The following is a 26,108-nucleotide window of genomic DNA, read 5'->3' as shown; positions in this document are numbered from 1 at the left end:
AAACCTATTGAAATAGACAGCCTATGAGGCTGTCTATTTTTGTTCGCTCGGCTGGAGAAATGTCTCACAATCAGCAAAGTGATAGTGATGAATCTACGGTATATATGACTCACTCAGTTAAGTTCTACATTTTTCACCCCTGGCTCACAGCGTGGGCAAATACGGTATTTCGCCCGTTACGCTTGGACTCATACAGGGCCGTATCGGCATCGCGCAGCAGGGATTCCAGAGAATCGGACCCTCCATTATATTGGGCCACCCCGAAGCTTGAAGTCAGTGGAATACGAGTTCCCTGTACCTCCAGCGGGTTATTCAACAAGGCCGCGCGTAACTTCTCGGCGAGCTGCTCACCATCTTGAAGGGATGCATGGGGAACAGCGAGGACAAACTCTTCTCCTCCATAACGTGCAAACAGCATCTCCGGGTTCAGATAACGATTACATACAGAGACTACGTGAATGATGGCCTGATCGCCAACGTCATGTCCAAAGGTGTCATTAATTCGTTTGAAATGATCAATGTCAAATAAAATAAAGGCCGCAGGCCGCAGATTAAGCTGGGCTTCACTCAGTATCTCTCGTCCTCGAAGCAGGAACTGTGTACGGTTATATATTTTGGTGAGGCCATCGAAGTAAGCCAGCTGCTTCAGCTGTTCTTGCAGGAAACGCTGTTCTGTAATATCAATCAGCATAATCAGAGTACCAACGGCTTGTCCCTCTTTGTTATACACATATGATGTTCTGACCTGGTAACAGACGGTCTCCCCATTTAACTGCCAGTACAAATCGGTTTGCAGGCCTTCCCGGCCATATTCCACCGGAAAAGTCTCTCCCGCAAGAGATAACCAAATATCGTTCAAATATTGACCCACCATACTCAAATCAAGCTCAGGCAGCATATCACGTAGAGATTTGTTGTAATCGACGAGACGATTGGAGCTATCCAGCACGATAACACCTTCACGCATGCTTTCAAAGATACTATCCTTGGCAATAGGTACGATGGTTAGAAGACGTGAGGATAGAATAGCCCATATATACATTGCAGATGTTATGCACATTAGAACCGGAACGGGGTCCATTCCACCTGGTGTCAAACCAAGCAAATATACGAAGGCCGCTACCATGGGAATAACTTGTGAGGTGATTAGTGTGAGTAGCTGACGACGGTAGATCTTTTTGGTATGTCTCCATTGTTTGATGAGAATAAGGCAGGCGCATAATAGACAGGAAAAGGTAAATGCACCATGAACTACGTACCATTGACCTATGGCAATTTCCATTAGGGGGACAGAGCTGTCTTCTCTTAGCCACACTTTTTTATAGAATAAATGATGATAATCATTGGTTGCCACCATGAACAAGGTAATGGAAGGAATTACAAACAGTGCCGCAGTCCCTTTTTTGGATACTGTTCTACCAGTGTATTGTATCATGAGCAGCAGCCCAAGCGAGGCGGAGAAAGGCATGCCGATATACTCTACGGTCGTCCAGAACTTCATCTGCTCCAGAGTATTGCTGGTGAGTTCAATCGCGTATCCGAAGGTGTACACAGACAGAGCTGCTGTATAGAGTATGAATATTTTCGAACTCGGGATCTCTGCTCTTCTAACATAAGTATATAAACACAGAAAAACATTCAGCACTGCTGATGTTGCTACAAGTGTTATATAAGAATTAATGTGCGATTCCATGGGTTAGGTCTCCATATTAGATCAGAATGTTTGCTCCGTGGGGATATAGAACAGCCTCAGTTAACCTTGATAAATGTAGTTGAAAGCTTATCTGTATACTTGTACATTGTACATCAGCCTATACGGCATAGGAAACCAATTTGGATGCTGAAACAGTCTCAATTTCGAAAAAATTTCGAATGTTTGGCAAGATAGGGTCAATCCATTACGGCTTTCCTCAATGGCAGGATGTCTGCAAGAGGATGAAATAAGCGATCAGATCATCATGGGATTTTTCTGTTTGACCTCCAAAAGGGTGTGGTAAGTAAATATCGAAGACGAAATACAGCTACTTTGGAGGATGAACCGTTGGAAGAAGGAATAATCTGTACTGTTCATGCCATCCTACAGAATGAGACTAGATTTAGACATTCCATTTTGAGAGGAGAAATACCAAATGTCAACCGAAACACAAAACCAAAAGACGATGCCTGCTCAACATCAGGATCAGCGCCCCGGTATCGAATCGGAGATGCAACCCAAACCAGAGTTTGAGAAACCTCAATATAAAGCAGCCGGAAAGCTGTTGGATAAGGTTGCATTGATCACGGGTGGAGACAGTGGAATTGGACGTGCTGTTGCCGTTACATATGCGAAGGAAGGCGCGGATGTAGCGATCGTGTACCTGAGTGAGCATGAGGATGCTGAGGAAACAAAGCGTCAGGTCGAACAGGAAGGACGCAAATGTATACTCATTGCCGGGGACATTGGTGACAATACTTTTGCCAAGAGCACAGTGCAGCAGACGGTGGATCAACTGGGCAAGCTGGATATTGTGGTGAATAATGCAGCCGAGCAGCATCCACAGCAGCAGTTGGAGGATATTACACCAGAACAGTTGGAGCGCACGTTCCGTACCAATATCTTCGGTATGTTTTACATTACACAAGCTGCCCTGCCACATCTCAAAAAAGGCAGCACCATCATTAATACGACTTCTATTACCGCATATCGCGGAAATCCGACGTTGATTGATTATTCATCTACCAAAGGAGCAATTACATCATTTACGCGCTCCTTGTCGATGAACGTTGTGGAGAAGGGAATCCGTGTGAATGCCGTTGCTCCAGGACCTATTTGGACCCCGCTCATTCCATCCACCTTTGATGAGAAAAAGGTGAGCGAATTCGGTGCTACTCAGCCAATGAAACGTCCCGGACAACCGGATGAACTAGCTCCAGCTTACGTGTATCTCGCTTCTGATGATTCTTCCTACGTGAGCGGTCAGGTTATGCACGTCAATGGCGGCGAAGTGGTGAATGGATAATCGATCAACGAAATGGTCGAAATGAAGGCGTATCGTCCAGGAAGACTGGTCGGTACGTCTTTTTTATGCGCATATATTGGAATGAGATGATTTTGATCATATTTACAAAAGTCGGTATCGGCGTTGATACAACCATGATATTTTATCTATAGTCATACGTGGAGATAGTCCTATAACAATTCGCCGATTAGCTCCTTATCAAAAATGGCAGGATCTTCATGCTATCTGTGATATGATATAGACCGAACAAGTAAGCTTCGGAGGCGCTCATATGAAGATTAGCAAACAATGCGGCACACTATAAATGGGTGGGCAGTGCGTGGTTGGCATCGCGTCCAAAATGAAACAATAAGCGTTAGGATATGTTAATTATTAATTTTACAACAAAGGAAGAGATAGATGAGACCTTTCCGAATTCGCCTTGCCATCATCATGATGGTGCTGATCGGTATTTCCGTCATTGTGGCTGGTTATACGATGGGCAGAGTTTTTAAAACTACTCACATCACTGCACTGGAGAAAACGATGGTGCGTGAGATCAATTTGCTGAAAGCAACGTTCCCGTTCCATGATGCAACCGATCCGACAAATGCAGAGACACAGAAATATTACTCTGAACGTGCTGTGGAACTGGATCGACTGACGGATTCACGGGTAACCTTTATTAATAAAGACGGAACGGTCATTGGCGACTCGGAGAGCGATCCGAAGTCCATGGACAACCACTTGGACCGTCAGGAGATTAAAGAAGCGGTTGGGCAAAGCTATGGTCAATCGATTCGTTTCAGCGAAACATTGGGGCAGGATATGCTGTATGTGGCGCTTCCTGTGAATTCAGATCAAAGTGACATGATTGAGTTACCTAGCGGGAAATTTGACGGATATATTCGTTTATCCATGAGTCTTGAAGCTGTAGATCAAGGACTTCAGCAGGGCTGGATTTTAATGTTTTTCACCCTGGGACTTCTGTTCCTGATTGTAGCTCTGGTCAGTTACCGGGTTGCGCGGGGGCTGACATCACCGATTGAGCATATTACGAAGGTGGCTCACCGAATTACCAAGCTGGACTATGATGCGAGGGTGAACGTAACCCGCAATGATGAGATTGGTCAACTGGGGCTTGCCATTAATGGAATGGCAGACAGCCTTCAGATGCAGTTGAAGACGATCAGGGATAATGAAGCGCTGCTGGAAAGTGTCCTTGCCAACATGACAGGGGGCATTATCATGATTGATGCAGGTCAATCTATTGCCCTGGTCAATCGGGAAGCGGAGCGTATGCTTGGCATTCAGGCAGAGCGCGTTACTGGCAAGCCATATGTTGAATTAAAGCGGCATTATGAGCTGACGCGAACCGTTGAAGAGAGTGTTGCACTGCGAGAACCGATGCATGAAGAAGTGAGTGTGTTCAATCCGGTTGAAAAATTGATTCGCATTGATGGGGTACCGATGTCTGAAGATGATGGTGCTTATCGGGGGATGCTCTTCCTCCTGCAGGATGTAACGGCGATCCGCAGGCTTGAATCAATGCGCAGTGAGTTTGTAGCGAACGTATCTCATGAACTCAAGACGCCTGTGGCTGCGGTCAAAGGTTTTGCCGAAACGCTTCTTAGCGGCGGGGTACAGGACAAAGAGACGGAACGTTCATTCCTGCAGATCATATATGATGAAGGTGACAGACTGAACCGATTAATCGGTGATATACTGGAGTTATCCAAAATTGAATCCAAACGGGCTCCGCTGCAGTGTTCGCCTGTGCATGTGCATTCGTTCTTCGAGATGGTCCTAGGTACCCTGTCTAAGGTGGCGGAGAAGAAAGATATTCGTCTGGAGATGAATGTTCCTGAAGAATTGTATATTGAAGCTGATGAGGATAAAATGAAGCAGATCTTTATTAATTTGTTATCCAACGGCATTAACTATACACCAGAGGGTGGAAGGGTAAAATTGCAAGTGTCGGTTGAACATAAGGAGGACGAAGAACAAGTTGTCTTTGCAGTGTCTGACACAGGAATCGGTATCCCGAAAAAAGATTTGCCACGGATTTTTGAACGCTTCTATCGGGTGGACAAGGGCAGATCCCGTAATTCGGGAGGAACTGGACTTGGACTTTCGATTGTGAAGCATCTGGTTGAATTACACCATGGCCAACTGGCTGTAGAGAGTGAACTTGGCATGGGAACGACGTTTCGTGTTATCCTTCCATTAATTCAGGATGAAGAAATATAGCCGGTTGGGAGCGGAATGTAAAAAGGAATATACTGTTTTACACACAGTTAACAATTAGGTGCTATGATAAAGAAAGTGTTGTGGCAACAGACAACCTACAAGGAGAGAAGGGGTACCATGGCGCAGCGTTTGCTCGTTATTGAAGATGAACCAACATTATCAAGATTGCTTACGTACAACCTGACACAAGAGGGCTATGATGTTATTGCTGAGGATCACGGATCTTCAGGTTATGATCGGGCCTTGTCCCAGGATTTTGATCTGATTCTGCTGGATCTGATGCTTCCTGGAATGAATGGTCTGGATATCCTGAACAAGCTACGAATTCAGGGTGTCAGTACACCGGTCATTATTCTCACAGCCAAGAACGGTGAAGCCGAAGTGGTGCAAGGCTTAAAATCAGGTGCCGATGATTATATTACCAAGCCTTTTGGCGTATCCGAATTGCTGGCTCGAGTAGATGCGGTGTTAAGACGTTATTCGAATGGTGAGGATTTGCCTCAACCAGAGGATAAAGACGGTTCACGCATTATTCTGGGAGAGCTTGAGATTTATCCTTTGAAGTACGAGGTTACGCTGGGTGGACAATCCATCAGTTTGCGTCCCAAGGAGTTCGAGGTTCTGCTTTATCTGGCCAAGAAACCAGGTGTTGTGCTTACACGGGATGATCTGATGAATGCGGTCTGGGGCTTCGATTATATCGGAGGACAGCGCACGGTGGACGTTCACGTCAGTTCATTACGGAAAAAGCTGGAGCTGGATCCGGAGTCGGTTCACATTGATTCGATTCGCGGTGTAGGTTATAAATTGGTTGTAAAAAGAAAAACTCCCCATCATTCGAGTTAACAATGATTGGGGAGTTTTATTTTACATTCCGTTAACATAAAGAATTATTTTCCTTTACGTATAGGGAGTAGGATGAAGCTGTCTGAGTGATACTTTGTACCTATATATTCCATCTCAGGACGGAGCTCATACGTAAAGGAGATTGCGCATTTATGCCCATGTTGCTCGAAGTGAAGCCCGACCAGCCCAAAGAAATGTTATATTCGCAACAAGAACAAGCCATAACGCACATTATTGAACAAAAAGATGAAGATGGAGTTATGGATACCAAAGACATTGTCATTTCATTACGGGACTATTGCCGCCAAGTTCCGGTAGTTGGCGTTCATACGACCTGTGGGGAAGCGGCAAGCCTGTTGAATCAGGACCAGGAGTACCCTTGTATTGTATTATGTGATGATCAAATGCAGCCATTAGGATTGTTGATGCGAGAGACGTTATACCGGATGCTGAATGGACGCTTTGCGGCAGATCTTTTCTACCGGAAGCCGGTTGTGAATGCAGCGAACTCTTCTCCTGTCATTGTCGATGTGCATGCAGAAGCCACCGCGATAATTGACATTGCTTTGACCCGCAGCGAGCAAAATTTCTATGATTGTTTGATCGTTACGGAAGAAAACCAATTGCTGGGTGTGCTGACGATGAGGGATGTCATGTCCCTTTCCCGTAAGCTGCAGCATGTGGCCTCGGAAGAACGTGTACATATTATTACACAGAGCAGACAGGAAATAACAAGAATCAACGATTCCGTTTCCAGACTGGTTCAAGCGGCTCGAAAAGCGGGGGAAGAAGCAGAACAGATCATGCAGTTGTCCCGGCAGGGGGCCAGCAGTCTTAGTCAGGTCGATGCTTCCTATAACCGTGTATATCAGCATATTGATGGTCAGCAGAAGCACGCTGATGACATGCTGCGTTCCATCGATATGGGTTCCGGGATGGCAAGTTCCATTCGTTCATTAGCAGACCAGAGTGGGCTGCTTGCCATGAATGCTTCCATTGAAGCAGCACATGCTGGGGAGTACGGACGGGGGTTTCAGGTCGTCGCTGGGGAGATTCGCGCACTTGCCAAGCAAACCCGTGAGGTTGCGGGAAATATGTCATCTTTGCTGGAGGATATCGGCGGGCTAACCAGACAGACTGTAGAATTGGTGAGAGCAAGCGCGGCAGAGATTAACAGCAGCTCCGTTCATGTAAACGATGGAGGGGCTGCATTCAAACAGCTGAACACGGCTGTAGCAGGCATGTCTCATATTGCAGAAAATATTGCCATGGAAGGCAAGACGGCTGGGGAATTGGCAGAGCATATTCGGGAGAGACTGGAAGATATGGTCTAAGCGGATGATTAAATGAAGGTAGGATAGGCATCGTTCATACGCAATGATCAGATAAGGGGGTCATGAGTGTGAAAGATGTCTCTTTTTACATTCCGTTAACATGAAAGTGATACTGTTTTTACAATGAAAGGGTAGGATATTATAGATGGCCGGAGCCAAGTTCAATTATTGGCATCGGTTTACGTAAAGGGAATCTGGTTGTCCCTGCCGCGAAGGAGAAGTGAACATCCATGAAAGACCTCATTCACATTGAAGGACTTAATTTATACTATGATACGCATCATGCGCTTAAAAATATATCAATGGACCTGCCGGAGAAGACGGTTACCGCGTTTATCGGTCCATCGGGTTGCGGCAAATCCACCTTGCTTCGTACTTTGAATCGGATGAATGACATGATTCCAGGCGTACGTGTGGAAGGACAAGTTATGCTGGACGGTTCCGACATTTATGGCAATGAGATTGAAGTTGAGACGCTGCGCAAGCGGGTCGGAATGGTGTTTCAGCAGCCTAACCCTTTTCCAAAATCCATCTACGATAACGTAGCCTATGGGCCGCGACTTCATGGGGTGACACAAAAAGCGGAACTGGATCGGTTGGTAGAGCAGAGTCTGGTCCATGCTGCACTGTGGGACGAAGTAAAGGATGTGCTCAAAAAATCGGCACTCAGTCTTTCTGGCGGACAACAGCAGCGGCTCTGTATTGCACGTGCCCTGGCTGTCCAGCCTGACGTCCTGTTGATGGATGAAGCAACGTCTGCACTTGATCCGATCTCGACACTCAAAATCGAGGAACTGGTGAAGGAATTGCATCATAAATACACAATTGTGATGGTAACCCATAACATGCATCAGGCTGCGCGGGTATCGGGTCGTACTGTATTTTTCCTGAATGGGGAAGTGGTGGAGGCTGCTGAAACAGAAACATTGTTCTCCACACCGCAGGATTCCAGAACCGAGGATTATATATCCGGACGGTTCGGCTAAGCAAGCTGAGTTCGAACGATCCCGGTGTGTCCGGAGATGATGGATAAGGAGGACATGGAATCTATGATTCGCAGAAAAGAATTTGATCAAGAGCTTGAGGAACTGCGCACACTGCTTCGGCAAATGGGTGAGCATGTAGGAACGGCGCTGGATGGTGCCATTGAAAGTTTGCAGACGATGGATGCCGAGAAAGCTCAGGTCATCATCAAGAACGATGCGAATCTGAATGCCCTGGAAGACAAGATTATGGAACTGGGTTCCAAACTCATCATTACACAACAGCCGGTAGCGAAGGATCTGCGACGTATTATTGTTGCATTCAAAATCTCAAGTGACCTGGAGCGTATGGGTGACCTTGCACTCGATGTAGCGAAAGTGACCCTTCGCATGGATGGGCAGCAGTTGATTAAACCGCTAGTGGATATTCCAAGAATGGCGGAAATCGTAAAAGCCATGGTTGATGAATCTATTGAATCCTTCCTGAAAGAAAATACGGATCTGGCTTACAAAATGGCTCAAACTGACGATCAGGTTGATCAATTGTACAGTCATATGATCAGTGACCTTTACTCGTTCATGTCAGACCATCCGAACAAGGCTTCCCAAGCGATGCTCTTGATGATGGTAGGGCGTTACATCGAACGGATTGGTGACCACGCAACAAACATTGGTGAGAGCACGGTGTATCTGGTAACAGGAAAACGCCCTGATTTGAATCAATAGGTAACTGTATTAGTGAAATTGGGGTAATTCGTACGGAATAAAGGGACTTTCTCTTGGGTGGCCTGAATACAGGCTGTCTGTGGAGGGGGTTCCTTTTTTCTGCAGGTCAGATGATGACATAAAAATCGGCTGATTTTTTTGTTGTAACTGGTGTGTATGGTATCATGAGAGTAGATGTAATTGAAGGATTGACGATACGATACGCGAGGTGCTGGAATGGACAAGTTTATTCTCATAGATGGTAATAGCATTATTTACAGGGCGTTTTTTGCAATGCCGCCGCTAACTAACTCGAAAGGTTTGCACACCAATGCGGTATACGGTTTTACCACGATGTTACTGCGGTTACTGGAAGAACATAAACCGACACATGTGATGGTGGCATTTGATGCAGGTAAAGTCACGTTCCGACATGAAGGTTACCAGGAATATAAGGGTGGCCGGGAGAAAACACCACCGGAGTTGTCAGAGCAATTTCCACTCCTGAAAGAGCTGCTTCAAGGCATGGGTATTGCCCAGTTCGAGCTTGCAGGATTTGAAGCGGATGACATTATCGGAACATTAACAAAACGGGCAGATGAAGCGGGAAGACAGGTTCTCGTTGTGTCGGGTGACAAAGATATGTTGCAGCTCGCGTCTGAACATGTGCATATCGGGCTTACACGTAAAGGGGTCACCGAGATTGAGCTGTACGATCCTGCTCAGATTAAGGAGCGCTATGGTCTGACTCCACTTCAAATTATTGATCTCAAAGGCCTGATGGGCGATACGTCTGACAATATTCCGGGCATTCCTGGTGTTGGAGAGAAGACGGCTTTGAAACTGCTGCACCAGTTCGGCTCGGTCGAGGAAGTGCTTAACGGCACAGGTGAGCTGAAGGGTAAAATGAAAGAAAAGATTGAGGCTCATGCCGAAGATGCCCGTATGAGCAAGCAGCTTGCCACGATTCACCGTGAAGTTCCATTGGAGCAAACGTGGGAAGATATGCAGTTCGCCGGATTAAAAGAGGAACTGGCAGGCCCGGCTTTGGCCAAGCTCGAATTCAAGTCTTTGCTTGAACGTCTGTCTTTCCGTGGAAGTGTAGCTTCTGAACAGGAAGCCGTACCAGCTGCTGCGGTGGAATCGTCCATTGCAACAGAAGAAACGATTAGTGAGCTGTTCGGCTCACTTGGATCCATTGATGTGCTGCATGTGGAGACACATGGCGATAACCCGCATCAGGCAAAACTGATTGGACTTGCTGTAGGTTCAGCCGGAACCTATACATTCCTGTCTCCCGAGTTGCTTCAGTCTGAAGCAGCAGCTCCAGTACGAGAATGGCTCGGTAATGCAGAACAACCCAAGCGAGGATATGATCTGCATCGTGTTGACCTGGCGCTGCATGCGCATGGGATTGAGTTTGCAGGAGCGTCCTTTGATGTGCAGCTGGCTGCCTATTTGCTTGATCCAACCGAATCGAATCAGACAATTAGCGGCCTGACTACGAAGTATGGTCTGCCTTCGCTTGTTGAGGATGATACGGTTATGGGCAAAGGTGCAAAATACAGGGTGCCTGAGGCAGATATACTCGGAGATTTTCTGTGTCGCAAAGCAGCCGCGGTAGCAGCGATTATTCCACTCCAGGAGCAGGCGCTGGAGAGCAATGAGATGAACGCACTCTTCCATGACCTGGAGATGCCTTTGTCACGTATTCTTGCTGATATGGAGAAACAGGGCATTAAGGCTAATACGGCAGATTTGCAGGCTTTGGGCAGTGAGTTCGAAGAAAATATAAGCAGGTTGATGGCGGAAATCTACAAGCTTTCCGGTACGGAATTCAATCTGAATTCACCGAAGCAACTGGGTGAAATTTTATTCGATAAACTCGGTCTGCCTGTGGTGAAGAAAACAAAGACAGGATACTCTACAGATGCCGAAGTATTGGAGAAGCTGGCTCCTTATAACGATGTGGTCAAGCACATTCTGCAATATCGTCAACTTGCCAAGCTGCAATCCACATATGTAGAAGGACTGCTCAAAGAGATTTCAGAGAAGGATGGCAAAGTGCATACGTACTACCGGCAGACGATTGCAGCTACCGGACGTCTGAGCAGCCAGTTCCCGAACTTGCAGAACATTCCAATTCGTATGGAGGAAGGACGTAAAATCAGGAAGGTGTTTGTTCCTTCTGAACCGGGCTGGTCTATCCTGGCAGCAGACTATTCGCAGATTGAACTGCGCGTACTCGCCCATATTTCAGATGATGAGCGGCTGAAGGAAGCTTTTGTCCAGGACATGGATATCCATACGAAGACGGCCTCCGATGTGTTTGGTGTGAAGCCAGAAGAGGTAGATGGAGACATGCGACGTTCTGCAAAGGCGGTTAACTTCGGGATTGTATACGGCATCAGTGATTACGGCCTCTCGCAGAACCTGCACATCACGCGTAAGGAGGCGGCACAGTTCATTGATCAATACTTTGAAGTGTTTCAGGGTGTGCGCCGATACATGGACGATATTGTGAAGGAAGCGCGTCAGGATGGTTATGTCAAAACGCTGCTGGAACGTCGTCGTTATCTGCCAGAAATCAATGCAAGCAACTTTAACCTGCGTTCCTTTGCGGAACGGACAGCGATGAATACGCCGATTCAGGGAACTGCGGCAGATATCATCAAGCTTGCCATGGTACAGATGGATGAAGCGCTGCGTGAACGCAAGCTGAAGAGCCGTATGCTGCTTCAGGTGCACGATGAGCTTGTATTCGAAGTGCCTGCGGATGAGCTGGAACTGATGAAAGAATTGGTTCCTTCAGTGATGGAAAAAGCATTGGAGCTGTCTGTGCCGCTGAAAGCGGAAGTCAGCTACGGGGAAAACTGGTACGAGGCTAAATAATGGATCCTCAGCGGGTTTTCCGTTATTTTACAATCTGTTTTTCAACTGTTTTCGATATAAGAAGGGGTCCCGCTGAGCGCTATCTTCCGTTATAATATAGGGGAGGTGAGAACATCATGCCGGAATTACCGGAAGTCGAAACAGTCAGAAGAACATTGAATCAACTTATTGTTGGCAAGACCATTGACTCAGTTACCGTTAGCTTGCCGCGGATTATTCAGCGGCCGGACGACATAGATGCATTTGCAATGGAACTTGCGGGACATACCGTGATCGGTGTGGAGCGCAGAGGCAAGTTTTTGCGTATTTTGCTGGACGGGCTGGTGCTCGTCTCCCATCTGCGGATGGAAGGAAGGTACGGGGTATACCAACAGCATGAGGACGTGGAGAAGCATACCCATGTCATCTTCCACTTTACCGATGGAACAGAACTACGGTACAAGGATGTGCGTCAATTCGGTACAATGCATCTCTTCAATGCAGGGGAGGAATTGGTATCCAAACCTTTGTTAAAATTGGGGCTGGAGCCGCTTGATCCCGCGTTTACTGTGGCTGCATTCCGTGATGCTGTTGGCAAACGGACAACCAAAATTAAGGCCGTGTTGTTAAATCAGGCATATGTGGTCGGCATCGGGAATATCTATGTGGACGAGGCTTTGTTCCGCGCAGGCATTCATCCAGAGACCATTGCCAAGACATTGACAGAAGCGCAGTTAACCGTGCTGCATGAAGCGATCGTAGCTACGCTGCAGGATGCGGTGAATGCAGGTGGGTCCTCCATTAAGTCCTATGTGAATGGACAGGGCGAGATGGGAATGTTCCAGCATCAGTTGAAAATATATGGACGCAAATCTGAACCTTGTGCAACTTGTGGCACATTAATCGAGAAGAGCGTAGTAGGCGGCAGGGGCACGCATTATTGTCCGAAGTGTCAGCCGCTGCTCTAAATCGGTTATGAGTTTGGCAGCATGAACGAAATCGTTAAATTGTAGCACCCTTGGACTCCTCCCTCCATATACTGATATGGCAGAAATAAGCGGGCGTATACCCATACTGGCAGCCGTCGGTTGGAACGAGTTCCGCACAGGGGAGGAATCCGGGGTGCTGCATCATTTTATTTCATTACTGGCGCTTGCTTTGGCGCTTAGTTTAGATGGTTTTGGAGTCGGGATTACATATGGACTGCGGAGGACTAAAATTCCGCTGTTATCCATTGTCGTCATTTCCATCTGTTCGGGTCTAGTTATTGCGTTATCCATGCAAGTAGGTGTACTTCTGTCCCATGTGGTATCTCCGGATGCGGCTTCGATTGTTGGAGCGGTTATTCTGATTGGTATTGGCGCATGGTCGTTGCTGCAACTGATTCGAAAACGAGGCAAGGAACAGCTGGAAACGGACAACGGAGTGCGTGAAGGAGCAGGAACAATTCGAAGTGGAGCACAATCCTCACAAGAAGCTCAGTCGAAAGGCAGAAATCAGGTGCTCGCGCTTGAGCTTGAGCAATCGGCTTCTGGAGGATCTCTGGAACGAATGGTCTTTACACTTGAGCTGCGGAAGCTGGGGGTAGTCATTCAGATTCTGCGCAGCCCCTCAAAGGCGGATATGGACAATTCGGGAAGTATATCCGTTCAAGAAGCGATGTGGCTGGGCATTGCTCTTTCTCTGGATGCTTTCGGCGCAGGATTGGGGGCCGCCTTATTGGGATTCCCGACCTTGTGGACTGCACTAGTTATTGCGTTGTTTAGCGGGGTATTTCTGTCATTGGGCATGAGGGTTGGGCTGCGATTTGCTGCACTGAGTTGGATGCGAAGATTATCCGTGCTACCTGCGCTTTTATTAATGATTATGGGAATAATGAAGTTGTTGTGAGGTGAAATAATGAATATTGGCTTAACCGGCGGGATCGCGACAGGCAAAAGTAGTGTTTCCGCCTTTCTCGCCAGTAAGGGAGCGTTGCTCATTGATGCAGATGTTATTGCCCGGGAAGTCATGATGCCCGGGCATCCCGTTCTGGCTGCGGCCGTTCAGCGGTTCGGACAAGCCATATTGAATGAGGACGGAACACTGGATCGGAAAAAGCTGGGCAGTATTGTGTTTCAGGATCCAGAGGAACGCAAAGCGCTGGAGGCTATTACACATCCTGCAATCCGCAAGGAGATGCGCGAACGTGCTGCGATATACGAGCTTGAACATCCGGACAAGCTTGTCGTATCGGATATTCCGTTATTGTACGAGTCAGGGCTGGAAGAAGGCTTTGAAGAAGTGATGGTTGTATATGTCCCTAGGTCCGTGCAGCGGGAACGACTGATGAGCCGAGACGCAATGACAGTAGAACAAGCAGATGCCCGTATTGACGTACAGATGGACATTGAAGACAAGAAGCAGCGTGCTGACGTGGTTATTGATAACAGCGGCTTGTGGTCAGAGACGGAGCGGCAAATTATTTCATTTTTGCATCGTAAAGGTCTATTATGAGATTGCTGCGTAAAAAACGGGTATTGTTGTTGATGTTTGTGTCTTTTGTATTGGTGCTTTTCCTGAATACGAACTGGATGTCATGGTTCTATCCGATTCATTATAAGGAAGAGATTCGTGCACAGTCTCAGAGTTATGAGGTCGATCCGTTTCTTATAGCCTCCATCATCAAGGTGGAAACCAATTTTAAGACAAGCAAAGAATCAAGGAGAGGGGCTATTGGGCTGATGCAGCTTATGCCCGACACCGCGAACTGGATTATGGAGCAAGCCAAAATTCCGGGCACCTCATTGGAAGAATTAAAGCACGAGCCTGAAAGAAATATCCAGTTGGGTACCTGGTATCTACGCAATCTGTCAGATCAATTTGACGGGAATGAAACAGCTATGATTGCTGCATACAATGCTGGTCCGGGCAAAGTAAACTCATGGCTGAGGGATGGTGTTTGGGACGGCTCGTTTGAGACGGTCAAGGATATTCCGTTTGGTGAGACCCGGCACTATGTACAACGCGTCATTTATTATTATAATCAATATGTAAAGATCTATAATACATTCTAAGAAAGACATTCTGGACATGGTCTAAAATAAGTAGAAGCACCGAGCAGACCGGTTATTCACCGGCCGCTCCATGCTCCTCTGTGTTACCGTATTACGATGCAGATATTATTGGTATTGACCTGCCAATTGCTGTTCTGCAATTGTTACCAGACGCTTCGTGATGTATCCACCGATCGAACCGTTCTCGTAAGAAGTCATGTTACCTTGGTATCCGTCTTGTGGAATGCTGATTCCAAGTTCTTGAGCAACTTCATATTTCATTTGCTCGAGAGCTGCGGAAGCTTTAGTTACCACCAGGTTGTTGGAGTTACCATTGCTTTGTGCCATTGCTGTTCACCTCCTCGCGGTTGGTAAAAGTATTATGTGTCGTCAATACGATTTTCATAACTAATGATTACAGGGAATTTGTGGTAAAAGTAAAACATGGGAAGTGATCTGAATTGAAATGTCCTTATTGCGCCTATCTGGGCACCAAGGTGCTTGATTCAAGGCCGGCCAATGAATCGAAATCGATTCGTCGTCGTCGTGAGTGTGAGCAATGTAGCCGTCGATTTACAACTTTTGAAATGGTAGAAGAAACGCCGCTGATCGTCATCAAGAAAGATGGTAGTCGCGAGGAATTTAGCCGGGACAAGATTCTACGTGGCCTGATTCGGGCTTGTGAGAAACGTCCGGTCTCGGTAGAAACGCTGGAGATGATGGTATCCGAGACAGAAAAGGCGCTGCGAAATACAGCTGACGCTGAAGTGGAGAGCCGCCAGATTGGTGAGCTGCTGATGGAACAGCTGTTTCCCGTTGACGAAGTAGCCTATGTACGTTTTGCTTCGGTGTATCGCCAATTCAAAGACATCAATATGTTCATGAAAGAATTAAAATCTCTGTTGTCCAAAGAAGACATCGAGGATTAATGAAGCGGGTAAGGGAGAAGAGCAATCTGGGGTTACCGTAACGTGTGTTCCAGTAAAAAGGATGTTCTTCTCCAATCACTTTAAATTCAACAAAAAGTTGTTGACAGCCAAAGCTGTATTTTATATGATATAGGAGTCGCCTGCGGAATGAAGCAGAGATGGACAACCTGTTACATTCATATTTGGGGCCTTAGCTCAGCTGGGAGAGCGCATCGCTGGCAGCGATGAGGTCAGGGGTTCGATCCCCCTAGGCTCCATAGTTAGAAAACCCTTGTATATCAAGGGTTTTTCTTTTTTTGCCGAGGAGTCTCCAAACAAAGAAAAGACACCGCGGTAACAATCCGGTAACATCCGGTAAAATTGATACTCTAAAGTAACCAAAATAACAAGCAGTAACAAAAAAAGCTATCAAGGAGTGAGTCCCTGACAGCGATTTGTTTTAAGGTGAATTTTTTACCGATTCCAACCAAGTTCAAGCATGATCATCGACTTACAAAGTTCAAAATCTTACAATTTTATACACTCCCTGAATTTATCCAAAAAATTTTTTGAATAATCTTCTGGAACCAGCTCCGTTGGATTCGTTTTGGAACTTGGAGAGGCTGGTTATCAAAATGAGTAGTTTTTACAGACTCTTCCCTCTCATACTCTCTTAGAATAGCTACGCGATAATAATCTGCCTTAATTAACATCGCGGCTACTGAACGGTTCTTTCCCTCATCAATAAAATATTTGTCTATATCTCGGTAGTAGCGTGCTACAGGTAAATTAGGAAGTTGCCCATGATCTTTTTCAACATCGGAGTTAGCACATTCTGGACTGTCGAGCCATTTTATACTTTCTTCAACTGATGTACCCTGTAGAATTTTAAAGAAGATATCCAACGAACTGAAACGAAATGGATTATCTCCCACCAACAATTCGTAGAGACTAAATTCTCGCCCTTCCTCATTTGTTAGATGTGACCCTGCAATCTTATCAACGGGAATCGGAATCCCGTTGATTTTATCTTCCTGTTCAGAAACCACTTCATACAGTTGCTCAGGTACAAAGCTGAGCTTTCTGTTTTTTAGATACTCTACATGTTTTGGATTATCCAACTCCGTTCCTTTTATATAATTTTGGTAAATATCATACGTAAACTTATTCCCCATAAACTCTCCCCCACTAAACAAATATTAATTGCATTATAAGGCAACTGCTTATTTCTTTGGTGTAATCTTTTCTCGGTACTTTTTAAGCGCCTCCTGCTGCATACCCTTAATAACGTGTTGATAAATATCATTCGTGACACGTGTTGAGCTATGACCTAATCTGCTCGCTGTAATTTTGGCATCTACTCCAGCCATTAACAGATGTGTTGCGTGACTATGTCGTAATTCATGAACAGTAACACGAGTAACACCTGCTTTTTTTGTCAAACGATCCAACGTGCGCCTCAAATTACTTGGATTCATTGGTGTCCCGATGCTAGTAGGGCATACCAAGTTATTGTCCCGATAAAGTTCACCAGCTAGCTTCTTGTTGCTTGAAATGAATCTTTTTTGTGCTTGAAGAACTTCAATGATTTCGTCATCAAATTCAATGGGGCGTCTGCTTGAATGAGTTTTGGTACCGTCACTTACGGCATTATCTTCATCTTCATGATCAAGCGTTCGAAGAATCATAATTGTTCGGTTATCAAAATCAACGGCATCCCAGGTCAATCCCAAAATTTCGGATTCGCGCATTCCTGTGGTCAGAGCCAAGTATATTGCACAAAACTGGGGGTCTCCGTTTGCAGCTTCCAATAATTGATAAACTTCGTTTGGTTTCAAAACGTTATGAGCCTTTGAATTTACGGGTGGTAACTTGTAAGATGCAGTGACATTCTTAGGTATTTTTTCATCTCTATATGCCTGTAGAAGTGCCATTTTCAACACTTTTAGGGTGTCATGAATCGTTCGACTAGAGAGCTTTTCCTTCGTTTTAATTTTCGTTCTGCCATTGAAAATCACTTTATTTTTTTGCCGAAGGGTACGGTGGACATCATTGAAGATATCTTTTGAGATTGTAAAAAGTGGTACCATTCCAAATTCCTCATTAATGGACTCGATTCGGTGCTTGTAAGAGCGAAGCGTAACCTTCTTAATTGAAAGCTCTTTTTCATTAAGCCATTGCTCTAACCAGTCCTTTAATGTCATTTTTGAAGCTTCAATATACGTACCTTTATGTTGCTTGTTTTTAAAATCAATGAGTTCTTTGTAAGCCACTGCTGGATCATTGTATCCGCCGTACCTTTTTTGTTTTCTCTTCCCCGTTTTTGGATCAAGGGTTGTAACAAGAAAATAGTAGGATTTATCGTTTGTGTCGCTTCGCTCATACACACCAGGATATTTTTTATTGCGTGCCATTTTTTTCACACTCCATTTCTTAGTAAATTGGTTTATGGGTAACTGCGACGAATCTTACAAGCCTGAACAAAAACGTTATATAGTTCGTGTCCCCATGTTGCTAGAGCCAAATAGAGGGAAAAACCTTGAAAGTTGTTATAGAGATTTAATCCGGCTTTAACCAAATGAACAAAACCTCCCGATAGGTCGGGTCCGCTTCTTTGCTCAAAAAACCAATCATATGGACCGCGCCCATGAGATACCGGATTACCATTGCAATAACTGAATATATCTGGGTGAGCGACGATGTAGAAGCCAGATTTATATTCTGAGTCTGTTCGAGCAAAGGGATATTGATTGAGTAGATAGTTATAGTTTTGTTCATGAGTTTCATTGACAAAGTACATTCATATTCCTCCCATTGGTTTGATATTGGTTCTTTGCGAACCGCTTCACTTTGCCCACTGCTAAGTGTTCAAAGCTTGTTTTGCCGTATAAACAGCGAACAATTTAAGATTTTGATTATGATAACTGAGAGTAGGGAAGTGTCAACTAATTTCTCTACTCTCTTGTCAATTGAGTCATTTACGATGCTTCCCAGCCCTCAAACCAGCTCAGGAAATTTTTCTTACTGAATCGAATGCTGCGACCTATTTTAACGGAATGAAATTCATGGCGTTTTATTTGGTCATATGCCTGTACCCTGCCGATACCGAGAAAAACCTTCATATCATTAACGGTCATCACCTCGGGCAACGCTTCTACATTCATGTACTTTTTCATGTTCTTTGCCATTGAGAACGCCCCTTTTTATATGTTCAGTGTATAGTGCTTACAAACTTTATGTTTTCATTATATTCACCTTCTGCTACAATTGCAATAGGTGATTTGTGAATAGTGCATACAGATGTGGGGATAATGAAACTATAAACATGTGATGGAGTTGATTTAATTGATTGAATTTGGGCTTTGGTTAAGAAACAGCCGAAATAAACTAGGTATTTCAACACGACAGTTAGCATCAGTTTGTGAAGTATCACCTTCGTATATCAGTCAAGTTGAGCGCGGACATATTCAAAAACCGAGTCTTGAAGTAGCAAGGAAGATTATGGCGGCATTACAAATTGAAAATGCAGAACAAATATTAAAGCAATATGGGTTCATTGAAGCGGACGATACATTTATCGAAATTAATGATTATGAAACAAAAAGAAATCAATTAATTGAACACCTCACAAGAGAAATACAGCGTATGGATTTTGAACAACTGGAAGCCATTAATTTATTTTATAAATATCAAGATATGTTTATGAAAATAAGCAAAGTTGAAAAGCATACATCAATTAAGGTATTAAGTGAGTATATTGACTTTTTACATCACAAGTACGTTGTTAATCGATTAAAGCGTTTATTTGAAATGAGTGATGAAGCCTAGGCAAATACGCTTAGGCTTTTTTAAAACGAAATAGAAATAAAAAGGAAAAAGAAATTAAAACGTAAATTAGTGGATGGGAGGTTGTAAAATTTTGCGACACCCACTGGAGAGATTTGGCGGCGATGAAGATTTAGTATGTAAATAAGGATGATAATCTTTCCTCCAACATAAATGGGAGGTAATTTATCATGTTCACTAGAAAGAAAATAAGTTATGAACCGGGCTTTGATGATGAAACTGGAGAATTGGTAGAATATATACGGATAAAGTTGGATTCCGATACTGAAGTACGTGTTGAAAGCCGTAAGGCTCGACTTGAAAAAATAAAACACTTAAAAAAATTTGAATATCGCGAAAAAGGAAGACGAAAAAAGCATTTTGCACAAACGATGCCAGCATTTGAGGATAGTATTGTAGGTAAATATCCATCTAAGATGCTTGAATGCCTTCTACGGACTCTTCCGTATATGAACTACAATGGCGACGACATTACCAATTCTGATGATTTAATCAAAATAAACGGATTGATTGCAAATGATACTGCTTTATCTAATTTATGGGGCGTTTCGAGACCGACAGCAATCAAATACATAAATCAGTTTGTTGCAGATCATGTCTGGGAAAGGAAATTTCCTGAGGGCTTCAACGGAAATGCTTACCGTTTTAAAAAGGATGTTTTCTTAAAGGGTAAAAAAACTGACAAAAATTATTTCAGTAAAAAAATAGTTCTGGAAAATCTAAAAGCCATAATTGAACAGGCTGATCGGGAGAAGACACGCATATTAAAACATCCAAACACACGGGAAGAAAGGCTCTTTGCTGAAAAGTTAACCGATTTCTATCCTATTGCATTTCTTGGAGGGTTAATGATAAAAACGCATTACAAGTCGTTTTTTCTCGTGAATAATACCTTTGATGATGAAATCGTGAAAGATGAGGAAACGGTTATTGAGGTTTTAAAGTCATCACATAAAAAACGCCGATTCAAATTTTTAAAGAAGTATCAAATGTGGAATTTGTATTCCAAAACAAAAACAAAAAAATTGTCATCAGAACGAAAGTTGGAACTCGAAGCATGCATGTTAGTGCTAAAGAGAATCAAAGCGTTGGGTAGGTGGGAAACAGGGAAAAGTGAATATTACATCATGAATCCTTCGCTCGTATATGCATCGCCTAATATGAAATGCGATGATGATTGGTATAATTTCATTTACAGCTTATTCAATCTTGTGTAATTCGAAATAACGGCTAATCGAAAAAATGAATCGTTCCTTGAATAAGAGGCGTGCGGTTCATTTTTTATTAAATCTTACAGAAATAAATCAACAAAAATCCGCTGCCATTTTTACAATGATCAACAAAAACCCGCAGAATCATTTACACCACTTTCTTCGTAATCCTAGATGAGACGGGGGAAAGAATACTGTTGGTTATTTGTAGTTAATTGTGTGCAGGTTAAATAATTATCTTTGAGCCTTGTTTATACGGACTCGTTGCATCATTTCGTGAGTGACCCAGTAATTGCGTTAAATACTGATTAATCAACCATCTTTTTTGCCGTTTTAATAAGGTGGATGATTCATATTTAAAGTGTTGATCGCCATTTTTTTTAAATATTGGATTCAGTCTCAAATCTACACTAACGAATCGCATAATTTCCGTAACCAATTGCCCTTTGCTCCAAGAATTTAACCGCCGAGTATGCCATTGGAGCCCAGCCTTTCTGAAATCGTGAACGCCAGAATATTTAACTTTGCCGTAGCTTGCGCAGCTTTTAACGAGTTGGCGAACGTGCTTTTCCTTCATTCGATGACCCCAAATGTTAGTTTGTAGGCTAGCTAGGAAGGGTTCTAGCATTTTGAGCTTTTGAAGTGTGGGTTCCGGTACGGGGATTAAGCGAGGGCGATTATTCTTGTTTTGATTTTTCTTATTCATGACGATGCATTTATTATCGAAATCAATCTGCTCATATGATATTTTGAGCATTTCGCTGATTCGAGGGCATGAATATAACAAGAGCTCCAGCAATACTTGCTCGTAAATACTGTAATGTTTACCGCATTGCTTGATGATTACTTGGGCTTCACGCAACGAATAACCTACGCCTCCGGCGCTGCCGCGTCGTCTTTCTGCCTTATGAGCGATTGGTACCATCTGTCGATGCTTTTCATTCACTAAATGCACATGACCCTTGATACCGGCTTTGACAGCTGATTCAGCTAACTTTTGAATAGCGCTAACGTATGCTGATATGGTTTTAGCCGATCTATCTTTTTCAAGTAACGAGTTAATAAATTGACCGACCATGCGCGGCTTGATATCTCGCACCTGTTTAACGTTTTCGAAGTTTTCAAAGCAGAATTTCAAAAAAGTTCTACACGATCTTTTATATCGTTCGTATGTGACAGATGACCAAACACCTTCAACTCCGAGATTGCCGTTATTTCCTTTTCTCGCATGATGTTTAGTTTGTTTACCTTTTGAATGGCGCGTAACTTTTGAGGTTGCGATAAAGAGCCTATCCAGATCGGCATGTAGCCGAAGTAGCGCGTGGCGGCGTTTACTCGGATGGTCGATTCGACGCTGTTTATCTGATATTTGTCTATGGCGTTTAGATTTGGATTGTTTTTTTCGTCCGGTAAAAGACTTTCCTTCATACTTAGGCTGTTCAGATAACGCTCGCATTAACATATCTTGATTCACTTCAATCACCTCTTTTCGCTGGCATTATAACATAAATAAATCGTATGTGTTGATTTACATACTAAGATTCTGTGGTGAGCGATGTGACATGAAGCCTCGACGTCTCGTAATGTATTAAAGATCGCCGACTAATTCAATCATCATAACGCAAGATCTGATGCGAGAATACAGCAAAGATATCCCCTCTACCTGCCTAATGATGAAATATCGCTCACGCGATACTTCGTCAACGTCAGATAAAGGGGGCGTGAAATGCGGTTTTGTCGCTGCACGACAAAATAATGATCTGCACGATTCAGCTTCGATGCAACGACAAAAAGCATCTAGCCATTAGGCTACACGCTGCTCTTAAACCCTTTGAATGAATATCTAAAGCAAGAGGCGATGCCTCCCATTGTTACAAACCTTGCAGATGCAAGGCTATCGTGGCGTGGTGACCAGGGTTCATTCATAAGGAGAAGGAACGAATGCGTTCCTTCATATTTTATTTTTTACAGGAAGCCATGCTCCTTCATACTGTAATAATTGCAATTTGATACGATGATCGAATCGATCAGTTCTATCCCTAAAATATCTGAAGATTGCTTGATGCGCTCTGTGATCTTTAGGTCCTCAGGCGATGGATTGCAATCTGATGACGGATGGTTATGTGCGAATACGATACCAGCAGAGTTGGCAAGTATGGCAACCTTGAATACCTCGCGCGGATGTACTAAAGCGGAGTTAAGGGTGCCAATCCCAATCGTCTCTGAATCGCATTCACTTTGTTCTTGGTATCTAGGCAAATGAGAATACAATGTTCACGATCCTCGTCGCCAATAAACCGTCTAGCGATATCATAAGCATCCTGCGGCTTCCGTATGACGTTTGAAGGATATGGTAATGTAGATTCCTTGACCATTTTCAAACTGACGATACTTAGCCGTTTCATTCGTTGTGTTGGATCTGTTTCTTTAACAAGTTGCATCTTTATGCAGCCTCCAATATTTATTTTTTTCTTAGTAAGTACGCAGATTCCAAAATCTGCGGTGCACTCCGCTGCTACGAAACAGTCAGAGCGTATCTTGGCTATAATGATCAAGATAATTTAAGCGGTATTGCGCCAGCATTATAAAACCAAACAGAGGATTGTCAACAAAAAAGATTGACAACTGACTGTTTGGTTTTATCATTTAAGCACAGAAAAGAAGGTGATAAATTTGTATCAATTTATAAAGGATTTAGAAAAAATCAAATGTCCTCCGCTACTTATTCATGAACGTGATTTGGCTGCTGACAGCGCAATTCGTAGGAAGCTAAAGCTGGATGAGACAGACGTTCGTCCTGACTTTGCGAAGGAGTTGATGGAACAAGGCTTCGTAATATTTCCGGTTTATAAAGATGATCGCATCCTGCCGCTCGGTTACGGTGCTAAATATTGTAGTTATCGAGCTATCAACTACGGTGATGCTTGTGAAATCATTCAGGAGTATGGAAGACAAGAAGTGAATCCGCAGGATACGAGGTATACGAAGCCGACAGCAGATGCGAAAATGCGATGCTATCGATTTTATTACGACAGAGAAGAGGGACGCTATAAGCAGGAGAACAATGAAGAGAAGTGGCAGCAACGTTTGAGCGAGATAATCGTACTCAAAGAAAGCGAAGCTGTAACCAATCTAATTTGGTTGTTTTATGATTTTTATAATGATTTCTGGATCAATCGTGTGCAAAGTAAAAAAAAATACAACCTAGGCAATCAACCCAGCCATTTGGATTATATGGACTATATATATTATCTTGATTGTCAGCTAGAGAACGTGAAGGCATACATGCTGCTGCTTCGCATATTCAGTGAGTTAGAAGAAAATGCATATCAAATAACCGTTCAAATGGTGGACTCATTAGAGCAGCGTATTGAGCGATGCCGGAGATATCTATACCAACAGGAGTTGCAAGATCATTTCAGCAAAAAACACGATGCCGTGAATGGTAAGACGGTAGAGAAGCTGTTCAAGCACATCGAGTTTCTGTTTAAGCCAGGCTACTTTGTTGATCCGTTGAAAGAGAAGCTATACCCTAATATCGGACAGGTTTATGATCGTGTTCAATTGAGCAGAGTATACAATAGTGCTGAGACACTACGCGAGAAGCAGCATAATATAATTGAGAAGGCGAAAAAGGCATTTGAAATACAAGGTAAAGAGGCTGTTGAAAAGCTGACTGATTATCCGGTTTACTTTGTGAATTGATCAGCTCTTGGAATTTAATTATTCTTCAAGTAAAGAACGTTTATGATACAATAGTACGTGTGTATGAAGCATTTATTTTTTCTCGCAAGATAGATTGGATCATATTAGTCTTAATTTAATAAGAGCCCGCATGCAGGCTCTTTTCTTCAGTGGAGCATTCGATTCCTGACAACGAGTTGTCACAATTATAATCAGTAATACTTATTACCAATTTACTTCGGCATGGAGAATCTTACATGGACTCAAAATTGCATAATCAAATAGGAAACTTTATATGGAGTATTTTAGTAATAGAGTCTTTACAGGGCTATACTAGCCAAAGCATGTTATTCGCTCCGTATCATAAGGGTCTTTTGTCCTATGCAGGCAGGGGGTTCAAAGGCTTTGCTCGAATATGTAGAGATACTTCGTTCACGAAACTAACGTACAACTCGAAGGTAAAGTTCATTGGCACAAAAAACACTTGAGATATTCTTCAATAGTAAGCACTTCAAAATACCAAATTATCAAATCGTGGGAGATTCCAAATATAGATGAGCTTTTTGATGATATACTTGAAGCAATGGACACCAAAGTATCGCAATATATTGGCACATTCATCTTGTCAGAACAAAACGGAAACTCCGGCTATTATGATTTAACTGATTTGTCAGAGTTTTTTGCAAGTATGTTAGATATAGTTAGAAAAGTAAAGAAAAGTGAAAATACGGTTGCAAATGCAGGGGCTCCTTGAGAAAGTTGTTTGGATAACAAGCATTCATTTCTTGACCTTATTGAAATCGCTGATGTAAGGGTATATAAAACACGAGGCACTGATCCTACCAAAGATATTTCTTATCTTGCTTGTAATGCTAGATACTTCAGTGAGGCAGATATCAAAAAAGGGCTTGTCAGCTTTATTAAAAACTTTATGAGTCTAACAGAATTTAAAAGTAGGCTTGAAGGCGATATTTACTGTAATGTCGCGCTAAAATATGTGTTCTTTGAATACGATGAGGATATTCTGAAGAATAAAGGCGGTAATCCTTACTCAATGCAAGATATAATAAAGTTAAACAAGAAATTGCCTACGATTGAGCATATATTCGCTCAAGAGGTTCGCTTTAATTTTCCCGGTAGAGGCTTCAACACAGAAGGTGAACACTATTCAAATGTGCATAGGCTCGGTATCTTGACCTTGCTGGAAAAGTCATTAAATAGCCGGGGCATGAACAAAACACCAAACAAAAAGTTATCGATCAGATTTAAAGCGGTAGCAAGTTTGAAACAATTCAAAAACTTAATTCAAAAAATACAGAACAATGGTAATAACTTCGAAAAGCAAGATGAGAAAGGATCAGTTGAGCTTGTAGATTTCTGTGTTGAGAGATGGAAGATCTAGGACAAGATGCTATTGACTATCCCCTACTCCGCTTGTGTGGGGATTTTTTCTATGC

The 26,108-nt window shown here is 43.5% G+C and carries 26 protein-coding genes and 1 tRNA gene; 18 read left to right on the top strand and 9 right to left on the bottom strand.

Annotation, left to right across the window (positions count from 1 at the left end):
• Positions 1 to 133 precede the first annotated feature (133 nt).
• Positions 134 to 1,693 (bottom strand): histidine kinase N-terminal 7TM domain-containing diguanylate cyclase, encoded by a 1,560-nt coding sequence (locus QP794_RS01195; RefSeq protein ID WP_285074563.1) that lies wholly within the window; start codon positions 1,691 to 1,693, stop codon positions 134 to 136.
• 436 nt (positions 1,694 to 2,129) lie between these two features.
• Between QP794_RS01195 and QP794_RS01190 the strand changes: the two genes are divergently transcribed.
• The 11 genes from QP794_RS01190 to QP794_RS01140 all read left to right on the top strand — a co-directional run bounded on the left by QP794_RS01190 (position 2,130) and on the right by QP794_RS01140 (position 15,023).
• Entirely contained in the window at positions 2,130 to 2,999 is an 870-nt protein-coding gene (locus QP794_RS01190; RefSeq protein WP_285074562.1) for an SDR family oxidoreductase, read from the top strand.
• Positions 3,000 to 3,398: 399 nt separating this feature from the next.
• On the top strand, positions 3,399 to 5,228 hold the full coding sequence (pnpS, locus tag QP794_RS01185) for a two-component system histidine kinase PnpS (RefSeq protein WP_285074561.1): 1,830 nt from the start codon (positions 3,399 to 3,401) through the stop codon (positions 5,226 to 5,228).
• Positions 5,229 to 5,345: 117 nt separating this feature from the next.
• Positions 5,346 to 6,074, top strand: a complete 729-nt coding sequence (locus tag QP794_RS01180) for a response regulator transcription factor (protein ID WP_024629145.1) — start codon at positions 5,346 to 5,348, stop codon at positions 6,072 to 6,074.
• A gap of 152 nt (positions 6,075 to 6,226) precedes the next feature.
• Positions 6,227 to 7,408 (top strand): methyl-accepting chemotaxis protein, encoded by a 1,182-nt coding sequence (locus QP794_RS01175; protein ID WP_285074560.1) that lies wholly within the window; start codon positions 6,227 to 6,229, stop codon positions 7,406 to 7,408.
• A gap of 230 nt (positions 7,409 to 7,638) precedes the next feature.
• The gene (gene pstB / locus QP794_RS01170) at positions 7,639 to 8,394 is read left to right on the top strand and encodes a phosphate ABC transporter ATP-binding protein PstB (RefSeq protein WP_285074559.1); all 756 of its coding nucleotides are present in this window, start codon (positions 7,639 to 7,641) and stop codon (positions 8,392 to 8,394) included.
• A gap of 63 nt (positions 8,395 to 8,457) precedes the next feature.
• The gene (gene phoU / locus QP794_RS01165; protein WP_079345909.1) at positions 8,458 to 9,117 is read left to right on the top strand and encodes a phosphate signaling complex protein PhoU; all 660 of its coding nucleotides are present in this window, start codon (positions 8,458 to 8,460) and stop codon (positions 9,115 to 9,117) included.
• 216 nt (positions 9,118 to 9,333) lie between these two features.
• Positions 9,334 to 11,988, top strand: a complete 2,655-nt coding sequence (polA, locus tag QP794_RS01160) for a DNA polymerase I (protein ID WP_285074558.1) — start codon at positions 9,334 to 9,336, stop codon at positions 11,986 to 11,988.
• A 116-nt stretch (positions 11,989 to 12,104) separates the two neighbouring features.
• Complete coding sequence (mutM, locus tag QP794_RS01155) at positions 12,105 to 12,935, top strand: DNA-formamidopyrimidine glycosylase (protein ID WP_094936664.1); 831 nt, start codon at positions 12,105 to 12,107, stop codon at positions 12,933 to 12,935.
• A 154-nt stretch (positions 12,936 to 13,089) separates the two neighbouring features.
• Positions 13,090 to 13,857 carry a manganese efflux pump gene (locus QP794_RS01150; RefSeq protein WP_285075186.1) on the top strand — a complete coding sequence of 256 codons (768 nt, stop codon included), beginning with the start codon at positions 13,090 to 13,092 and terminating at the stop codon, positions 13,855 to 13,857.
• 9 nt (positions 13,858 to 13,866) lie between these two features.
• Positions 13,867 to 14,463 carry a dephospho-CoA kinase gene (gene coaE, locus QP794_RS01145; protein WP_285074557.1) on the top strand — a complete coding sequence of 199 codons (597 nt, stop codon included), beginning with the start codon at positions 13,867 to 13,869 and terminating at the stop codon, positions 14,461 to 14,463.
• Positions 14,460 to 15,023: a lytic transglycosylase domain-containing protein gene (locus QP794_RS01140; protein WP_079345899.1), complete on the top strand. Its 564-nt coding sequence runs from the start codon at positions 14,460 to 14,462 to the stop codon at positions 15,021 to 15,023. Before coaE ends, QP794_RS01140 begins: the two co-directional genes overlap by 4 nt.
• A 105-nt stretch (positions 15,024 to 15,128) precedes the next feature.
• Here the strand turns inward: QP794_RS01140 and QP794_RS01135 are convergent, their stop codons facing one another.
• Entirely contained in the window at positions 15,129 to 15,350 is a 222-nt protein-coding gene (locus QP794_RS01135) for an alpha/beta-type small acid-soluble spore protein (RefSeq protein WP_017689472.1), read from the bottom strand.
• A gap of 113 nt (positions 15,351 to 15,463) precedes the next feature.
• Here QP794_RS01135 and nrdR point away from each other — a divergent pair, with 113 nt between their 5' ends.
• A complete protein-coding gene (gene nrdR, locus QP794_RS01130; RefSeq protein WP_024629154.1) occupies positions 15,464 to 15,931 on the top strand; it encodes a transcriptional regulator NrdR in 468 nt (155 codons plus the stop codon).
• A 184-nt stretch (positions 15,932 to 16,115) separates the two neighbouring features.
• Positions 16,116 to 16,188, top strand: a tRNA-Ala gene (locus QP794_RS01125).
• Between the two features lie 258 nt (positions 16,189 to 16,446).
• Here the strand turns inward: QP794_RS01125 and QP794_RS01120 are convergent.
• The 4 genes from QP794_RS01120 to QP794_RS01105 form a co-directional block, all read right to left on the bottom strand.
• Positions 16,447 to 17,085 carry a hypothetical protein gene (locus QP794_RS01120; protein ID WP_285074556.1) on the bottom strand — a complete coding sequence of 213 codons (639 nt, stop codon included), beginning with the start codon at positions 17,083 to 17,085 and terminating at the stop codon, positions 16,447 to 16,449.
• A 48-nt stretch (positions 17,086 to 17,133) separates the two neighbouring features.
• Positions 17,134 to 18,324 carry a tyrosine-type recombinase/integrase gene (locus tag QP794_RS01115; protein WP_285074555.1) on the bottom strand — a complete coding sequence of 397 codons (1,191 nt, stop codon included), beginning with the start codon at positions 18,322 to 18,324 and terminating at the stop codon, positions 17,134 to 17,136.
• A 32-nt stretch (positions 18,325 to 18,356) separates the two neighbouring features.
• Positions 18,357 to 18,710, bottom strand: coding sequence for a hypothetical protein (locus QP794_RS01110; protein WP_285074554.1), 354 nt, complete (start codon positions 18,708 to 18,710; stop codon positions 18,357 to 18,359).
• A gap of 178 nt (positions 18,711 to 18,888) precedes the next feature.
• Entirely contained in the window at positions 18,889 to 19,098 is a 210-nt protein-coding gene (locus QP794_RS01105) for a helix-turn-helix domain-containing protein (RefSeq protein WP_285074553.1), read from the bottom strand.
• A 157-nt stretch (positions 19,099 to 19,255) separates the two neighbouring features.
• On the opposite strand from QP794_RS01105, the gene QP794_RS01100 reads away from it, so the two are divergent.
• Positions 19,256 to 19,738, top strand: a complete 483-nt coding sequence (locus QP794_RS01100; protein WP_285074552.1) for a transcriptional regulator — start codon at positions 19,256 to 19,258, stop codon at positions 19,736 to 19,738.
• Positions 19,739 to 19,926: 188 nt separating this feature from the next.
• Entirely contained in the window at positions 19,927 to 20,973 is a 1,047-nt protein-coding gene (locus tag QP794_RS01095) for a hypothetical protein (protein ID WP_285074551.1), read from the top strand.
• Positions 20,974 to 21,193: 220 nt separating this feature from the next.
• Here the strand turns inward: QP794_RS01095 and QP794_RS01090 are convergent, their stop codons facing one another.
• From QP794_RS01090 to QP794_RS01080, 3 genes are all read right to left on the bottom strand, one after another.
• The gene (locus tag QP794_RS01090) at positions 21,194 to 22,441 is read right to left on the bottom strand and encodes a site-specific integrase (RefSeq protein ID WP_285074550.1); all 1,248 of its coding nucleotides are present in this window, start codon (positions 22,439 to 22,441) and stop codon (positions 21,194 to 21,196) included.
• A 491-nt stretch (positions 22,442 to 22,932) separates the two neighbouring features.
• The gene (locus QP794_RS01085; RefSeq protein ID WP_285074549.1) at positions 22,933 to 23,226 is read right to left on the bottom strand and encodes a JAB domain-containing protein; all 294 of its coding nucleotides are present in this window, start codon (positions 23,224 to 23,226) and stop codon (positions 22,933 to 22,935) included.
• Positions 23,154 to 23,408 carry an MPN domain-containing protein gene (locus QP794_RS01080; protein ID WP_285075226.1) on the bottom strand — a complete coding sequence of 85 codons (255 nt, stop codon included), beginning with the start codon at positions 23,406 to 23,408 and terminating at the stop codon, positions 23,154 to 23,156. The genes QP794_RS01085 and QP794_RS01080 overlap by 73 nt, the downstream gene beginning before the upstream one ends.
• A gap of 223 nt (positions 23,409 to 23,631) precedes the next feature.
• Between QP794_RS01080 and QP794_RS01075 the strand changes: the two genes are divergently transcribed.
• The 3 genes from QP794_RS01075 to QP794_RS01065 all read left to right on the top strand — a co-directional run bounded on the left by QP794_RS01075 (position 23,632) and on the right by QP794_RS01065 (position 26,053).
• Entirely contained in the window at positions 23,632 to 24,672 is a 1,041-nt protein-coding gene (locus QP794_RS01075; RefSeq protein ID WP_285074548.1) for a hypothetical protein, read from the top strand.
• A 463-nt stretch (positions 24,673 to 25,135) separates the two neighbouring features.
• Positions 25,136 to 25,405, top strand: a complete 270-nt coding sequence (locus tag QP794_RS01070) for a hypothetical protein (protein WP_285074547.1) — start codon at positions 25,136 to 25,138, stop codon at positions 25,403 to 25,405.
• Between the two features lie 9 nt (positions 25,406 to 25,414).
• Positions 25,415 to 26,053 carry a GmrSD restriction endonuclease domain-containing protein gene (locus tag QP794_RS01065; protein WP_285074546.1) on the top strand — a complete coding sequence of 213 codons (639 nt, stop codon included), beginning with the start codon at positions 25,415 to 25,417 and terminating at the stop codon, positions 26,051 to 26,053.
• Positions 26,054 to 26,108: the final 55 nt, after the last annotated feature.

Origin of the sequence: Paenibacillus sp. UMB7766-LJ446 (assembly GCF_030226665.1) — a bacterium.
Taxonomy (GTDB): domain Bacteria; phylum Bacillota; class Bacilli; order Paenibacillales; family Paenibacillaceae; genus Paenibacillus; species Paenibacillus vandeheii.
Note: the sequence above shows the minus strand (reverse complement) of the source record. Positions and strands in the feature narration are given on the sequence as shown.

Excerpts from the sequence above, each read along its gene's own strand:
- QP794_RS01195 (WP_285074563.1), bottom strand. The coding sequence starts at position 1,693 with ATGGAATCGCACATTAATTCTTATATAACACTTGTAGCAACATCAGCA.
- QP794_RS01190 (WP_285074562.1), top strand. The coding sequence starts at position 2,130 with ATGTCAACCGAAACACAAAACCAAAAGACGATGCCTGCTCAACATCAG.
- pnpS (WP_285074561.1), top strand. The coding sequence starts at position 3,399 with ATGAGACCTTTCCGAATTCGCCTTGCCATCATCATGATGGTGCTGATC.
- QP794_RS01180 (WP_024629145.1), top strand. The coding sequence starts at position 5,346 with ATGGCGCAGCGTTTGCTCGTTATTGAAGATGAACCAACATTATCAAGA.
- QP794_RS01175 (WP_285074560.1), top strand. The coding sequence starts at position 6,227 with ATGCCCATGTTGCTCGAAGTGAAGCCCGACCAGCCCAAAGAAATGTTA.
- pstB (WP_285074559.1), top strand. The coding sequence starts at position 7,639 with ATGAAAGACCTCATTCACATTGAAGGACTTAATTTATACTATGATACG.
- phoU (WP_079345909.1), top strand. The coding sequence starts at position 8,458 with ATGATTCGCAGAAAAGAATTTGATCAAGAGCTTGAGGAACTGCGCACA.
- polA (WP_285074558.1), top strand. The coding sequence starts at position 9,334 with ATGGACAAGTTTATTCTCATAGATGGTAATAGCATTATTTACAGGGCG.
- mutM (WP_094936664.1), top strand. The coding sequence starts at position 12,105 with ATGCCGGAATTACCGGAAGTCGAAACAGTCAGAAGAACATTGAATCAA.
- coaE (WP_285074557.1), top strand. The coding sequence starts at position 13,867 with ATGAATATTGGCTTAACCGGCGGGATCGCGACAGGCAAAAGTAGTGTT.
- QP794_RS01140 (WP_079345899.1), top strand. The coding sequence starts at position 14,460 with ATGAGATTGCTGCGTAAAAAACGGGTATTGTTGTTGATGTTTGTGTCT.
- QP794_RS01135 (WP_017689472.1), bottom strand. The coding sequence starts at position 15,350 with ATGGCACAAAGCAATGGTAACTCCAACAACCTGGTGGTAACTAAAGCT.
- QP794_RS01120 (WP_285074556.1), bottom strand. The coding sequence starts at position 17,085 with ATGGGGAATAAGTTTACGTATGATATTTACCAAAATTATATAAAAGGA.
- QP794_RS01115 (WP_285074555.1), bottom strand. The coding sequence starts at position 18,324 with ATGGCACGCAATAAAAAATATCCTGGTGTGTATGAGCGAAGCGACACA.
- QP794_RS01110 (WP_285074554.1), bottom strand. The coding sequence starts at position 18,710 with ATGTACTTTGTCAATGAAACTCATGAACAAAACTATAACTATCTACTC.
- QP794_RS01105 (WP_285074553.1), bottom strand. The coding sequence starts at position 19,098 with ATGGCAAAGAACATGAAAAAGTACATGAATGTAGAAGCGTTGCCCGAG.
- QP794_RS01095 (WP_285074551.1), top strand. The coding sequence starts at position 19,927 with ATGTTCACTAGAAAGAAAATAAGTTATGAACCGGGCTTTGATGATGAA.
- QP794_RS01080 (WP_285075226.1), bottom strand. The coding sequence starts at position 23,408 with ATGCAACTTGTTAAAGAAACAGATCCAACACAACGAATGAAACGGCTA.